Origin of the sequence: Rothia halotolerans, from assembly GCF_004136635.1 — a bacterium.
In the GTDB taxonomy this organism is placed as follows: Bacteria; Actinomycetota; Actinomycetes; order Actinomycetales; family Micrococcaceae; genus Rothia; species Rothia halotolerans.
On sequence record NZ_NOIU01000002.1, the window covers coordinates 95,676 to 109,700 of the forward strand.

Sequence of the window (14,025 nt, forward strand, 5' to 3'; positions counted from 1 at the left end):
TTGATGGGTCAGGGGTGGTCGGTGGTCAGGGGACCGGCGGGGTCAGGAGGAGTGGAGCGCGATCTTGGGCGCGATCTCGGTCTCGGCCGTGACCTCGGCGGCGGCGCTCGCGTCGTCCTCGTGGGTCTCGGCCGCGGCCATGCTCTCGACGCGGCGCCGGTAGGTCGCCAGCTCCCGCTTCCGTGCCTCGGCGTCCCAGCCCAGCTCCGCGCCGGCGATCTCGACGATCTCCTCGGCGGCGGCCAGGCCGCGGTCGCGCTGCTCGAGGTCCAGGCGGACGCGGCGGATCAGGAGGTCCTCCAGGTGCAGCGCGCCCTCGTGGCGCACGCCGAGCAGGACCTCGGCCCGCAGGAAGGCGGGGGCGTCCCGGAGGGGGCGGCCCCAGACGGGGTCCTCCTCGATCAGCTCCAGGACGTCGTCGATCTCGGAGCCGTAGCGCTCCAGCAGGCTGTCCACCCGGGCCGCCGTCCAGCCGTGCCGCTGGGCGATCGCGTCGGCGCGGTTCCGCGCCGCCTCGTAGCCCTCGGCGCCGACCAGCGGGATGTCGTGGGTGACGGAGGGGCGCGCCTTGGCGGCGGAGCCGAGGGCGAAGTCGACGGCGTCGCGCGCCATCACCCGGTAGGTGGTCAGCTTGCCGCCGGCGATGACCGACAGGCCCGGGGCCGCCTCGGTCACGGTGTGCTCGCGGGAGACCTTGGTGGACTGGGCGGCGTCGTCCTTCTTGACCACCGGCTGCAGCAGCGGGCGCAGGCCGGCGTAGGTGCTGAGGATGTCGTCCCGGGTCAGCGGCTTGTCGAGGATCGCGTTGGCGTGCTCGAGGACGTAGTCGATGTCCTCGCGGGTGGCCACCGGCCGGGAGTAGTTCTGCTCGTACGGGGTGTCCGTGGTGCCGATGACCCAGTAGCGCTGCCAGGGGATGATGAACAGCACCGACTTCTCGGTGCGCAGGAAGATCCCGGTCTCGGCGTCGATGCGCTCGCGCGGGACCACGATGTGGATGCCCTTGGAGGCCAGCACCTTCAGCCCGGCCTCGGTGCCGCCGAGCCGCTCGGTCTGCTCGGTCCACACGCCGGTCGCGTTGACCACGTGGCGGGCCTTGATCTCGTGCTCGGCGCCGGTCTCCAGGTCCGTGACCTTGGCGCCGACGACGCGGCCGGTGGAGGACTTGACCAGCTCCGTGACCTGGGTGCGGTTGGCGGCGAGGGCGCCGTAGCCGGCCGCGGTGCGCACGACGTCGACGACGAGGCGGGCGTCGTCCACCCGGGCGTCGTAGAAGCGGATGGCCCCGGTCAGGGAGTCCGGGCGGATGCCGGGGAACAGCCGGCGCGCGCCCTTCTTGGTGTAGTGCCGCTGGGTCGGGACGATCTTGCGTCCGCGGGCGCCCAGCCGGGCGAGCGTGTCGTACATCCCGATGCCGACCGCCGAGTAGCTGCGCTCGATCACCGGCATCTTCAGGGGCCACAGGAAAGGCTGGGCCTTGACCAGGTGCGGCGCGATCCGGGTGAGCAGCAGGCCGCGCTCGGCCAGTGCCTCGGAGACGAGCTTGAAGTCGAGGTTGTAGAGGTAGCGCAGTCCGCCGTGGACCAGCTTGGAGGACCAGGAGGAGGTGCCGGAGGCCCAGTCGCCGGCCTCCACGACGGCGGTGCGCATCCCGCGCGTCGCGGCGTCGAGCGCGATGCCCGCGCCGGTGATGCCGCCGCCGATGACGAGGATGTCCACCCCCTCCTCGTCGGACATGCTCTCGAGGGCTCGTGACCGGTTCTCGGCCGTGAGATGGGTGGCGGAGATCTTCATGGTTCCTCCTGTGCTGAACGCCGGATGCTTTCCTCGCCCCGCCTGACTGGGGTCTCACGGGGCGCGGGACTACATCCAGTTCTACCCAATCGTGAAAGAATGAGCACGACCTGTGCACGAACGTGCAGAAAGGAGCGTCGCCTCATGAAAAAACGTGATGACCTGGCTCACTCGGCGGCCGTGATGTACTACGTCCAGGACCAGACCATGGACGCCATCTCCACCGAGTTCGGGGTCTCCCGGGCCACAGTCTCCCGCCTGCTCAAGCACGCCCGGGACACGGGACTGGTGCGGATCACCGTCACGGACGTCTCGCGGGGGACCGACGTGCTCGCCCGCCAGCTGGAGCGGGCCTTCGGGATCACCGCCCACGTGGTCCAGGTCAGGGGCGCGGCCACCGAGGCCGTGCGCCTGGAGCAGGTCTCCAAGGTCGCCGCCTCCGTGCTCGACACCCTGATGGAGCCCGGGACCATCCTGGGGCTGGCGTGGGGCTCGACCATCACGGAGCTGTCCAGGCACCTCTCACCCCGCCGGGTCCCCGAGTCGGTCATCGTCCAGCTCAACGGGGCCGGCAGCGCGCGGCGCTCGGGCATCCCCTACACCGGCGCGATCCTGAACTCCGCCGCGGAGGCCTTCGGCTCCCAGGTCGTGCACTTCCCGGTGCCCGCCTTCTTCGACTACGCGGAGACCAAGCGGGCGATGTGGCGGGAGCGGAGCATCCGCGGGGTGCTCGCGCTGCAGGCGCAGGCCACGGTCGCCGTCTTCGGCGTCGGGGCGCTGTACGGGACGGTGCCCTCGCACGTGTACAGCTCCGGCTATTTCGACGAGGAGGACTACGCCCTGCTCGCGCGCGAGCACGTGGTGGGCGACGTCTGCACCGTGCTGCTGCGGGAGGACGGCACCTGGGCCGACATCGAGATGAACAGCAGGGCCACGGGCCCGACGCCGCACGAGCTGTCCCGGATCGAGCACCGCCTGTGCGTGGTCGCCGGCGCGCACCGGACCCCGGCCCTGCTGGGCGCCCTGCGGGCCCGCGCCGTCACCGACCTGGTGGTGGACGAGCTCACGGCGAAGCTCCTGATGGACAAGGTCGAGCCGGTCTAGGGGCCGAGGACGGCTCCTTCCCGCGGCGGGACCACCCGGGGGCGGCGCTGCCGACGATCGCCTTCGGCGTCCGGCCCTCTTCCCCCGCGGTGGCCGCTCGGCACGTCGTCGCGCGCTCGGGTAGCACCCGTCGTCGCTCCGAGGCCGGGAAAGCCCTTCCCATGCGCCGTCGGTGAACATTAACCGAATCCCGCCGGGAGATTATCGTCGCCGGATGGGCTGAACCATACTGGGAAGAGCGCCGCGGCGATCCGCATCACCAGCGATGGGTCCGGGCCGGACGGCGCTGACCGCAGCTGTACGGAGACGCCCGAGGAGGTCGCATGCCCACGCACCAGTTCACCGACGAGAAGCACCAGGCGATGGCGGACGAGGCCGTCTCCCTCGTCCAGCGGTGGGTCGAGGAGTCCCGCGCGGTGCCCGAGGACCCCGCCGCCGCGCACCTGGCCGGCGTACTCAAGGACCCGCACGGGCTGGAGTTCACCGTCGGATTCGTCGACGGCGTCATCCGCCCCGAGGACGACGCCGCCGCCGGACGCAACCTCGGCGAGCTCGCCCCCATCGCCCCGAAGTTCCTTCCCCCGCACCTGCTCGGGGCCGTCAGGGCCGGCGGCTGGGTGGCGCCGAAGCTGCCGTGGCCGGTCATCCCGATCGCCCGGACCGCGATGCGCCAGATGGTCGGCCACCTCATCGTCGACGCCCGCGAGGACAAGCTCGGTGGCGCCATCGAGCACCTGACCGCCGGCGGCAACCGGCTGAACATCAACCTGCTGGGCGAGGCCGTGCTCGGCGACGAGGAGGCCGAGCGGCGGCTGGCCGAGACCGAGCGCGTGCTGCGCCGGGACGACGTCGACTACGTCTCCATCAAGGTCTCCGCCGTCACCGGCCCGCACGCCCCCTGGGCCTTCGACGAGGTGGTCGAGCACGCCGTCGAGCGGCTGACGCCCCTGTACGAGTACGCCGCGCGCTCGGCGACGCCGAAGTTCATCAACCTGGACATGGAGGAGTACAAGGACCTCGACATGACCACCGAGGTCTTCCGCCGCATCCTCGACCAGCCGCAGCTCAAGGGGCTCGAGGCCGGCATCGTGCTCCAGGCCTACCTGCCGGACACGCTCGGCGTCCTGCAGGAGCTGCGCGACTGGGCGCAGCGGCGCGTGGAGGACGGCGGGGCCCCGATCAAGGTGCGCCTGGTCAAGGGCGCCAACCTCTCGATGGAGCTCGTCGAGGCCGCCCTGCACTGCTGGCCGCTGACCACCTGCTCCTCGAAGGAGGAGACGGACGCCAACTACAAGCGGATCCTGGACTACGCGCTGCGGCCGGAGAACGCCCGGTACGTCAAGCTCGGCGTCGCCGGGCACAACCTCTTCGACATCGCCTTCGCCCTGCTGCTGGCCCGGGAGCGCGGCGTCGAGGAGCACATCGACTTCGAGATGCTGATCGGCATGGCCGCCCAGCAGGCCGAGGTGGTCCGGCGCGACGTCGGGCAGCTGCTGCTCTACACCCCCGCGGTCCGCCCCCAGGAGTTCGACGTCGCGATCTCCTACCTGGTGCGCCGGCTGGAGGAGAACGCCTCGAGCGAGAACTTCATGTCCGCCGTCTTCGAGATCGCCGAGAGCCGTTTCCTCTTCGACCGCGAGCGCGAGCGCTTCCGCCGCGCGCTGGCGGACGTCACCGACGAGGTCCCCGGCCCCGCCCGCACCCAGAACCGGGCCGAGGAGACCGAGGAGACGGTCTTCCGCCCCGAGGGCGGCTTCGACAACGCCCCGGACACCGACACCACGCTGGCCCACAACCGCCGCTGGGGCCGGGAGATCCTGGAGCGGGCGAAGGACTCCCGCCTGGGCGTCGAGCGGATCGAGGCGGCGCAGCTCGGCACCGAGGAGGAGGTCGACGACGCCGTCGGGCGGGCCCGCGAGGCAGGCAGGCGCTGGGGCGCCCGCCCGGCCGCCGAGCGCGCGGAGATCCTCCGCGAGGCCGGCGTGCAGCTGGGCCTGCGCCGGGCCGAGCTGCTGGAGGTCATGGCCTCCGAGACCGGCAAGGTCCTGGACCAGGGCGACCCGGAGGTCTCCGAGGCCATCGACTTCGCGAACTACTACGCGCAGCTGGCCGAGGGGCTGGAGGACGTCGACGGCGCCGAGTACCACCCGGTGGCGGTCACCGTGGTGACCCCGCCGTGGAACTTCCCCGTCGCGATCCCCACCGGATCGACCCTGGCGGCGCTCGCCGCCGGCTCCGCCGTGCTGTTCAAGCCGGCGGGGGAGTCCCGCCGGTGCGGCGCGGTGATCGCCGAGGCGCTCTGGGCCGCGGGCGTGCCGGAGGACGTCCTGCAGCTGATCCAGGTGGGGGAGAAGGAGCACGGCCAGCGGCTGATCTCCCACCAGGACGTGGAACGGGTCATCCTCACCGGCGGCTACGAGACCGCCGAGCTGTTCCGCTCCTTCCGGCAGGACCTTCCGCTGCTGGGCGAGACCTCGGGGAAGAACTCGATCATCGTCACTCCCAACGCGGACCTCGACCTCGCCGCGCGCGACGTCGTGAACTCCGCCTTCGGCCACGCCGGCCAGAAGTGCTCGGCGGCCTCCACGGTGATCCTGGTCGGGACCGTGGCGACCTCCAAGCGGTTCTACCGCCAGATCGTCGACGCCGTGCAGAGCCTGCACGTCGCGCACCCCACCGACGTCCGCGCCGAGATGGGCCCGGTGATCGCCCCGCCCGAGGGCAAGCTCAAGCGCGGCCTGACGACGCTGGGCGAGGGCGAGCGCTGGATCATCGAGCCGCGCCAGCTCGACGAGACGGGGAAGCTGTGGTCCCCGGGCGTGCGGGCCGGCGTGCGGCCGGGCAGCGAGTACCACCTGACCGAGTACTTCGGGCCGATCCTCGGCGTGATGACCGCCCAGACCCTTGAGGAGGCCATCGAACTGCAGAACGCGCCCGAGTACGGCCTGACCGCGGGCCTGCACTCGCTGAGCGCCGACGAGCTGGCCCGGTGGATCGACCGGGTCGAGGCCGGGAACGTCTACGTCAACCGCGGGATCACCGGCGCGATCGTGCGCCGCCAGTCCTTCGGCGGCTGGAAGAAGTCCGCCGTGGGCACCGGCACCAAGGCGGGCGGGCCGAACTACCTGGTGGCCCTGGGGAACTGGACGCGGCGCCCCTCGCGCTCGATCGCCTCGCCGGCCGGCGAGCACGTGAGGAACCTGCTCAAGCGCATCCGCGAGCCGCACGCCTTCGGCCGCGAGGAGATCGACTTCGTCTCCCGCGCGGCGTCCTCGGACGCGGCGGCCTGGGCGGCGGAGTTCGGCGTGGGGCACGACCCCTCGCGGCTCGGCGTCGAGCGCAACATCCTGCGCTACGTCCCCCATCAGGTGCACGTTCGGCTGGACTCCGGCGGCGCCCTCGCGGACGCCCTGCGGGTCGTGGCGGCCGGCATGACCGCCGGCGCGCCGATCAGCCTCTCCACGGCCCGGGCGCTGCCGGTAGCCATCGGCGGGGCGCTCGCGGAGGCCGGCGTCGAGGTCCTGGAGGAGAACGACGCCGACTGGCGGGCCGCGCTGCGCCACCTCGCCGGGACGCCGATCGGGGAGCTCGCCGGCGGCCGCTTCGAGGGCGCGCGCATCCGGTACGTGGGCCAGGACCCGGCCTCGGTCTACGAGGCCCTGGGCGGCCGCCCCGACATCGGCGTCTACGACGGCGAGGTGACCGAGGCGGGCCGCGTCGAGATGCTCCCCTTCCTCAAGGAGCAGGCCGTCTCCATCACCGCCCACCGGTACGGGAACCCGGACCGGTTCTCGGAGGGTGTGATCTGACGCCCGTTCGTCTCGCGGTGTGAGATAATGGTGACCGGCGTCTCCCCTCTGGGTGGGCGCCGGTCACCCGTCGTCGCCAGTTGAGAGGCCCTGATGAGCAGCATCCCCGCAGAGTTGTCCTACACCGCCGAGCACGAGTGGGTCTCCGCCCCCGATGACCAGGGCATCGTGACGGTGGGCATCACCGACCACGCGCAGGACGCGCTGGGCGACGTCGTCTACGTGGACCTGCCCGAGGCCGGCACGAGCTTCCCCGCGGGGGAGAGCTTCGGCGAGGTCGAGTCCACCAAGTCCGTCTCGGACCTCTACATGCCGATCGAGGGGGAGATCGTGGAGGTCAACGACGCCGTCGGCGACGAGCCCGGCAGCCTCAACCAGGATCCCTACGGCACCGGCTGGCTGGTCAAGATCCGCCCCGCGAGCCCCGAGGCGCTGAACCCGCTGCTCGACGCGGAGGGCTACGCCGCGGAGATCTCCTGAAGGTTCGACTGCGAATTTCACTCAGGGCTGTCCGCCGCCGGCGCGCTCTGCGGATAGAATGGGGAATCAAGTCCGCGTTGCCACCGCCACGAGGACGACGACCGGCGCCTCGGGGCGGGACCGGCGGTCAGCGGGCGGGGGAGCGCCCGCTCCCTCCCGGCGCGCGGCACCTACCCAGCGTCACGAGGCGCTGCGGGCCTGATCGAGGGGAACACATGTCTGAACATCACGAAGCCGGGCCGGACACGACCGCCATCGGCATCACCCAGTCCGCCGCCTCCGTGGGCGGCAAGCGGCAGCTCGCCGAGGAGGAGATCGCGGCGATCAACGCCCTGCCGGCCGAGTCGGCGCTGCTGATCGCCCAGGGCGGTCCCAACAACAGCGCCCGGTTCCTGCTGGACGCGGACCTCCCGCAGTCCTCCGGCTCCAAGGAGGGCATCGTGGCGGGCCGTCATCCCGAGGCGGACATCTTCCTGGACGACGTCACCGTCTCGCGCAAGCACGCGCTGTTCCAGTTCAACGCGGGCGCCTTCGACCTGACCGACATCGGCTCGCTCAACGGCACCTACGTCAACGGGGACCGGGTGGACCACGTGACGCTGAAGAACGGCGACGAGGTCCGCATCGGCAAGTTCGTCTTCGTCTACTACGCCAGCACCGCCCACTAGGACTCTCCGGGCGCCCGCGCCCGTCAGAGAGGAACGCGCCCGCGCGGCAGGAAGGGGACAACGAGCTCCATGACCACGCCCGACCCCAGCAGCGATCCGAGCGCCGGCGATCCCGGGGCCGCGCGGCCCTCCGAGGCCGCCGAGGACCGCAAGGACAAGACGATCGGCCAGGTGCTGAGCCACCTGGAGGGCGACTTCCCGGGGCTGAGCGCGTCGAAGATCAGGTTCCTGGAGGACCGGGGCCTGGTGTACCCGCAGCGCACCAGCACCGGCTACCGCAAGTACTCCGGCGGCGACATCGAGCGGCTGCGCTACATCCTCACCCTGCAGCGGGACCACTACCTCCCCCTGCGGGTCATCAAGGAGAAGGTGGACGAGCTGGAGGGTGCCGGCGCCGCCGCGCCGGCCGAGGCCGAGGCCGTGCCGGAGCAGACGAGCGCCCCCGAGGGCCTGGGCCTCGGCGAGGCCGGCCGGAGCTACTCGATGCGGGAGCTCTCCAACCACACCGGCATCCCGCTGCCGATGCTGCGCGAGCTCATCAACTACGGGCTGATCGGCGAGGACGCGGAGGGGCAGTTCGACGCGAACGCGGCGCGGGTGGCCGCGCTGTGCGTCCAGCTGACCTCCCACGGGTTCGAGCCGCGGCACCTGCGCTTCTTCCGCGCCGCGGCCGACCGCGAGGTGGGCCTGGTGCAGCAGGCGGTGGCCCCCTGGGCGATCCGCCGGGACGAGCGCTCCCGGGAGCGCGCCGCCGCCACGGCGCGGGAGATCTCCGCGCTGTGCACCAGCCTGCACGCCGCCCTGGTGAACGAGCAGGTCGCCAAGAGCTGGTGAGCGCGGCCCCGCGGGGCGGCAGGACACGGGCGAATGTCTTTGACCAGCACACCTCGTGGATCTAACGTCAGTACGACAGCACGACGAGCATCATTCTTTCTGCCGAGGAGGACCCGGGTGGGCCACGAAGGATCACACGACGACCCGCGAGCGGGTCGCGCCCCCGCGGGCCTTCGGCTCACCCCCGCCCCGGCGTTCGACGAGCAGCAGCTCCCCGGCCTGGAGGCGGAGGGCCCCGGCGCCCCGCCCACCGGCCGCCAGGGCATGCTGTTCGACGAGGACCTGGTGGCCCTCGACGAGAACATCGGCTACCGGGGCCCGGTGGCCTGCAAGGCGGCCGGGATCACCTACCGGCAGCTGGACTACTGGGCGCGGACCAAGCTCGTGGAGCCCACCGTCCGCGGGGCCCGCGGGTCGGGCACGCAGCGGCTCTACTCCTTCCGCGACGTCCTGGTCCTCAAGATCGTCAAGCGGCTGCTGGACACGGGCGTCTCCCTCCAGCAGATCCGCTCCTCGGTGGAGCACCTGCGCACCCGCGGGGTCGAGGACCTCGCCGAGATCACCCTCATGTCCGACGGCGCGAGCGTCTACGAGTGCACCTCCCCCGACGAGGTGATCGACCTGGTCCAGGCCGGGCAGGGGGTCTTCGGCATCGCCGTCGGGCGCGTCTGGCGCGAGCTGGAGAACAACCTGGCGACCATGCCCGGCGAGGACCTCCGCGCCGCCGTCGAGGAGGCGGAGGCCGGAGCCCTCCCCGCGGACGAGCTCTCGGCCCGCCGGCAGTCCAAGCGCGACGCCGCGGGCTAGACCAGCAGCCCCTCCAGGATCGCGTCGAAGCGGCGGGCCGTCTCCGCGGCCTCGCCCCCGGGCCACGCGTGCACCGGGTACGCCGCCCCCTGCACCTGCTGCCACACGCTCGAGTCCTCGATCTCCGGGGAGACCACGAGCCGGCCGAACATGCTCCGCAGCTCCTCGGAACGGTACCGGTGCTCCTCCGAGTGCCGCTGCACCTTGTTCACCACGACGCCGGCCGCTGGCACCTTGAACTCGCTCTCGGTCTCGAAGCGGGCGATGGCCCGCATGGTCCGCTCGGTCCCGGCCACGGCGAAGAGGCTGGGCTCGGCGACCGAGAGCACCTTCTGCGAGGCCGCCCACCCGATCCGGGTCAGGGAGTTCAGCGTCGGCGGGCAGTCGATGAGCACCAGGTCGTAGCGGTCGGTGCGCTCCAGCGCACGGCGCAGGCGGCCCAGGTTCTTCCGGGTGGCGGGCAGCCGGTCGTAGGGGAGTGCGCGGGCCGAGCCGGCGACGACGTCGAGCCTGGCCCGCTCGCCGATGCCCGCGATGCGCCCCCAGCCCGAGGGGACGGCGCTCCGGTCGAAGGAGGCCTTCCTCGGGGCCGCGAGCAGGGCGGCGGTGTCGGCCTCGCGGGTGTCGGCGGCGGAGAGCCCCAGGCCGGTGCTGGCGTCCCCGTGGGGGTCCAGGTCCACCACCAGGGTGTCGACGCCGCGCCGGAGCGCCGCGGAGGCCAGCCCCAGAGTCACCGAGGTCTTGCCGACCCCGCCCTTGAGGGAGCTCATGCTGACGACCTGGGTCACATCCACCTCGCGATGACGTATTCGTACGGGAACGACTATCCATCATATCCGCCGCGCCCGGGTCGTCCACGCCACCGGAGGGAGGCCTCGCCCGGCGCCTCACCCGCCCGTCCTCCCGAGTACGCTCTCGTGACCGAAGGGTCACTATGTGACGTGCGGCTCCGCAATGGCGGCCTGTCCCTGTGATGCCCGTTATATTGGTGGGGACAACGGTGTCGACAAGTCACTGTCATTCGACGTGCCCTCGCGCGCCCCACCGGGGCCGGGGCAGGAAACGGACCGCGCATGTTCTCTAAGATCCTGGTCGCCAATCGTGGCGAGATCGCCATCCGCGCCTACCGCGCCGCCTACGAGCTCGGTGCCAAGACCGTCGGCGTCTTCCCCTACGAGGACCGGAACTCGATCCATCGCCAGCAGGCCGACGAGGCCTACCCGATCGGCGAGGAGGGGCACCCGGTCCGGGCCTACCTGGACGTGGACGAGATCATCAGGGTCGCCCAGGAGTCCGGCGCGGACGCGATCTACCCCGGCTACGGCTTCCTCTCGGAGAACCCCCGCCTGGCCTCCGCCGCGGCCGAGAACGGCATCACCTTCATCGGCCCGCCGCCGGAGGTCCTGGACCTGGCCGGCAACAAGGTCGCGGCGCTGAAGGCCGCGCGCAAGGCGGGCATCCCCGTCCTGGACTCCTCCGAGCCCTCCGCCGACGCCGAGGCGCTGCTGGCCGAGGCGGAGAAGATCGGCTTCCCGATCTTCGTCAAGGCCGTGGCCGGCGGCGGCGGGCGCGGCATGCGCCGGGTGGACACCGCCAAGGAGCTGCCGGACGCGCTGGCCGCAGCGATGCGCGAGGCCGAGACCGCCTTCGGGGACCCCACCGTGTTCCTCGAGCAGGCGGTGCTGCGCCCGCGGCACATCGAGGTGCAGATCCTCGCCGACTCGGACGGCGAGACCGTGCACCTGTTCGAGCGGGACTGCTCGCTGCAGCGTCGGCACCAGAAGGTCGTGGAGATCGCCCCGGCCCCGCACCTGGACGAGGACATCCGCCAGGCCCTGCACCGCGACGCCGTGAAGTTCGCCCGGGCGCTGGGCTACGTCAACGCCGGCACCGTGGAGTTCCTGGTGGACACCGCCGGGGAGCGGGCGGGCCAGCACGTGTTCATCGAGATGAACCCGCGCATCCAGGTCGAGCACACGGTCACCGAGGAGATCACCGACATCGACCTGGTCCAGTCGCAGATGCGCATCGCCGCCGGCGAGTCGCTGGAGGACCTGGGCATCCGCCAGGAGGAGCTGCGCGTCAGGGGCGCGGCCCTGCAGTGCCGCATCACCACCGAGGACCCGACCAACGGCTTCCGGCCCGACGTCGGCAAGATCAGCGCCTACCGCTCGGCCGGCGGCGCGGGGGTACGCCTGGACGGCGGCACCGTCTACGCCGGGGCGGAGATCTCCCCGCACTTCGACTCGATGCTGTGCAAGGTCACCTGCCGCGGCAAGGACTTCACCACCGCGGTCCAGCGGGCCCAGCGCGCCCTGGCCGAGTTCCGCATCCGCGGCGTGGCGACCAACATCCCCTTCATCCAGGCGGTGTTGGAGGACCCGACCTTCCAGGCCGGGGACGTCTCGACGCCGTTCATCGACGAGCACCCGGAGCTGCTGACCAAGAAGCACTCCTCGGACCGGGCCACCAAGGCGCTGTCCTACCTGGCCAAGGTGACCGTCAACCGCCCCAACGGGGCGCGCGTGGAGGGCATCGACCCGCGCGAGAAGCTGCCGCGCTTCCCCGGGGACAAGGTCTCGGAGCCCTTCCGCAGCCCCTTCGACGGGCCCACCGAGCACCAGCCGCAGGACGGCTGGCGGCAGAAGCTGCTCCAGCTGGGCCCGGAGGGCTTCGCGAAGGCCCTGCGCGAGCACCGGCAGCTGGCGGTGACCGACACGACCTTCCGCGACGCCCACCAGTCGCTGCTGGCGACCCGGGTGCGCACCCGCGACCTGCTCGCCGCGGCCCCGGCCGTGGCCCACACCCTGCCCGAGCTGTTCTCGGTGGAGGCCTGGGGCGGGGCGACCTACGACGTCGCCCTGCGCTTCCTCGGCGAGGACCCCTGGCGCCGGCTGGAGCTGCTGCGCGACGCGATGCCCAACATCCCGATCCAGATGCTGCTGCGCGGCCGGAACACGGTGGGCTACACCCCGTACCCCACCGAGGTCACCGACGCCTTCGTGGCCGAGGCCGCCGAGGCCGGGGTGGACATCTTCCGCATCTTCGACGCGCTGAACGACGTCTCCCAGATGGCCCCGGCCATCGCCGCGGTCCGGGCCACCGGCACCGCGGTGGCCGAGGTCGCGATGTGCTACACCGGCAACCTGCTGGACCCGGACGAGAAGATCTACACGCTGGACTACTACCTGGAGCTGGCGCAGCGGATCGTCGACGCCGGCGCGCACGTCCTGGCGATCAAGGACATGGCCGGGCTGCTGCGCCCGGAGGCCGCCCGCCGGCTGGTCACGGCCCTGCGCGAGCGCTTCGACCTGCCGGTGCACCTGCACACCCACGACACCGCCGGCGGCCAGCTGGCCACCCTGCTGGCGGCCTCGGAGGCCGGGGTCGACGCCGTGGACACCGCGACCGCCTCGATGGCGGGGACCACCAGCCAGGTCTCGGCCTCGGCGCTGGTCGCGGCCACCGCGGCCACCGACCGGGAGACGGGCCTGTCCCTGGACGCGGTCTGCGCCCTGGAGCCGTACTGGGAGTCGGTGCGCTCGATCTACCAGCCCTTCGAGATGGGCCTGTCCTCCCCGACGGGACGGGTGTACACCCACGAGATCCCCGGCGGGCAGCTGTCGAACCTGCGGGCTCAGGCGACCGCCCTGGGCCTGGCCGAGCACTTCGAGGCCATCGAGGACATGTACACCGCGGCCAACCGGATGCTGGGCGACATCGTCAAGGTCACCCCCTCCTCGAAGGTGGTCGGGGACCTCGCGCTGCAGCTGGTCGGGATGAGCGTGGACCCGGCCGAGTTCGAGGCGGATCCGGGCAGCTTCGACATCCCGGACTCGGTGATCGGCTTCCTCAACGGCGAGCTGGGGACCCCGCCGGCCGGCTGGCCCGAGCCGTTCCGCTCCAAGGCGCTGGCCGGGCGGAAGTCCTCCCCGCGCCTGGTCGAGATCAGCGAGGAGGACCGGCAGGGCCTGGAGGGCGACTCGCAGACCCGCCGGTCGGTGCTCAATCGCCTGCTCTTCCCGGCCCCGACCGCCGAGTTCGAGCGGACCCGCTCCGAGTACGGCGACGTGTCGATGCTGCACACCCGCGACTACCTCTACGGGATGGTCGAGGGCCGCGAGCACGTGATCTCGCTGGGCAAGGGCGTGCGCCTGCTGGCCACGCTGCAGGCGATCTCCGAGCCCAACGAGAAGGGCTTCCGGACGGTGCTGTGCACCCTCAACGGCCAGCAGCGCTCCCTGGACGTGCGCGACGAGTCGGTCGAGAGCTCGGTGGCCGCGGCGGAGAAGGCCGATCCGGGCCGGGCCGGGCACGTCGCGGCGCCCTTCGCCGGGGCCGTGACGGTCACGGTCGAGGAGGGCGAGTCGGTGGAGCCCGGCGGGCAGGTCGCGACGATCGAGGCGATGAAGATGGAGGCCTCGATCACCACCCCGTCCGGCGGGAAGGTCAAGCGCGTGGTGCTGACCGGCGTCCAGCAGGTCGCCGGCGGGGACCTCGTCGTCGAGCTCGACCCGGCGTAGGGCCCG

9 protein-coding genes are annotated in these 14,025 nt (G+C 72.1%); 7 read left to right on the plus strand and 2 right to left on the minus strand.

The window, feature by feature from the left end; genetic code table 11:
- Window positions 1–42: 42 nt before the first annotated feature.
- Complete coding sequence (locus EWV39_RS05470; RefSeq protein WP_129657577.1) at window positions 43–1,794, minus strand: glycerol-3-phosphate dehydrogenase/oxidase; 1,752 nt, start codon at window positions 1,792–1,794, stop codon at window positions 43–45.
- A 144-nt stretch (window positions 1,795–1,938) separates the two neighbouring features.
- Between EWV39_RS05470 and EWV39_RS05475 the strand changes: the two genes are divergently transcribed.
- The 6 genes from EWV39_RS05475 to EWV39_RS05500 all read left to right on the plus strand — a co-directional run bounded on the left by EWV39_RS05475 (window position 1,939) and on the right by EWV39_RS05500 (window position 9,496).
- A complete protein-coding gene (locus tag EWV39_RS05475) occupies window positions 1,939–2,898 on the plus strand; it encodes a sugar-binding transcriptional regulator (protein WP_129657579.1) in 960 nt (319 codons plus the stop codon).
- A gap of 323 nt (window positions 2,899–3,221) precedes the next feature.
- Window positions 3,222–6,707, plus strand: coding sequence for a proline dehydrogenase family protein (locus tag EWV39_RS05480; RefSeq protein ID WP_129657581.1), 3,486 nt, complete (start codon window positions 3,222–3,224; stop codon window positions 6,705–6,707).
- A 93-nt stretch (window positions 6,708–6,800) separates the two neighbouring features.
- The gene (gene gcvH / locus EWV39_RS05485; RefSeq protein WP_129657583.1) at window positions 6,801–7,187 is read left to right on the plus strand and encodes a glycine cleavage system protein GcvH; all 387 of its coding nucleotides are present in this window, start codon (window positions 6,801–6,803) and stop codon (window positions 7,185–7,187) included.
- 215 nt (window positions 7,188–7,402) lie between these two features.
- Window positions 7,403–7,855 carry an FHA domain-containing protein gene (locus EWV39_RS05490; protein ID WP_129657585.1) on the plus strand — a complete coding sequence of 151 codons (453 nt, stop codon included), beginning with the start codon at window positions 7,403–7,405 and terminating at the stop codon, window positions 7,853–7,855.
- 69 nt (window positions 7,856–7,924) lie between these two features.
- On the plus strand, window positions 7,925–8,689 hold the full coding sequence (ftsR, locus tag EWV39_RS05495; RefSeq protein WP_129657587.1) for a transcriptional regulator FtsR: 765 nt from the start codon (window positions 7,925–7,927) through the stop codon (window positions 8,687–8,689).
- Window positions 8,690–8,953: 264 nt separating this feature from the next.
- Window positions 8,954–9,496 (plus strand): MerR family transcriptional regulator, encoded by a 543-nt coding sequence (locus EWV39_RS05500; RefSeq protein ID WP_129659072.1) that lies wholly within the window; start codon window positions 8,954–8,956, stop codon window positions 9,494–9,496.
- On the opposite strand, the gene EWV39_RS05505 is transcribed toward EWV39_RS05500, so the two are convergent.
- On the minus strand, window positions 9,493–10,284 hold the full coding sequence (locus EWV39_RS05505; RefSeq protein WP_238148105.1) for a ParA family protein: 792 nt from the start codon (window positions 10,282–10,284) through the stop codon (window positions 9,493–9,495). The genes EWV39_RS05500 and EWV39_RS05505 overlap by 4 nt on opposite strands.
- A gap of 285 nt (window positions 10,285–10,569) precedes the next feature.
- Here EWV39_RS05505 and EWV39_RS05510 point away from each other — a divergent pair, with 285 nt between their 5' ends.
- On the plus strand, window positions 10,570–14,019 hold the full coding sequence (locus EWV39_RS05510; RefSeq protein ID WP_129657589.1) for a pyruvate carboxylase: 3,450 nt from the start codon (window positions 10,570–10,572) through the stop codon (window positions 14,017–14,019).
- Window positions 14,020–14,025 lie beyond the last annotated feature (6 nt).

Bases quoted from the DNA above. Each gene is read 5' to 3' on its own strand.
- EWV39_RS05470 (WP_129657577.1), bottom strand. From the start codon at position 1,794: ATGAAGATCTCCGCCACCCATCTCACGGCCGAGAACCGGTCACGAGCC.
- EWV39_RS05475 (WP_129657579.1), top strand. From the start codon at position 1,939: ATGAAAAAACGTGATGACCTGGCTCACTCGGCGGCCGTGATGTACTAC.
- EWV39_RS05480 (WP_129657581.1), top strand. From the start codon at position 3,222: ATGCCCACGCACCAGTTCACCGACGAGAAGCACCAGGCGATGGCGGAC.
- gcvH (WP_129657583.1), top strand. From the start codon at position 6,801: ATGAGCAGCATCCCCGCAGAGTTGTCCTACACCGCCGAGCACGAGTGG.
- EWV39_RS05490 (WP_129657585.1), top strand. From the start codon at position 7,403: ATGTCTGAACATCACGAAGCCGGGCCGGACACGACCGCCATCGGCATC.
- ftsR (WP_129657587.1), top strand. From the start codon at position 7,925: ATGACCACGCCCGACCCCAGCAGCGATCCGAGCGCCGGCGATCCCGGG.
- EWV39_RS05500 (WP_129659072.1), top strand. From the start codon at position 8,954: ATGCTGTTCGACGAGGACCTGGTGGCCCTCGACGAGAACATCGGCTAC.
- EWV39_RS05510 (WP_129657589.1), top strand. From the start codon at position 10,570: ATGTTCTCTAAGATCCTGGTCGCCAATCGTGGCGAGATCGCCATCCGC.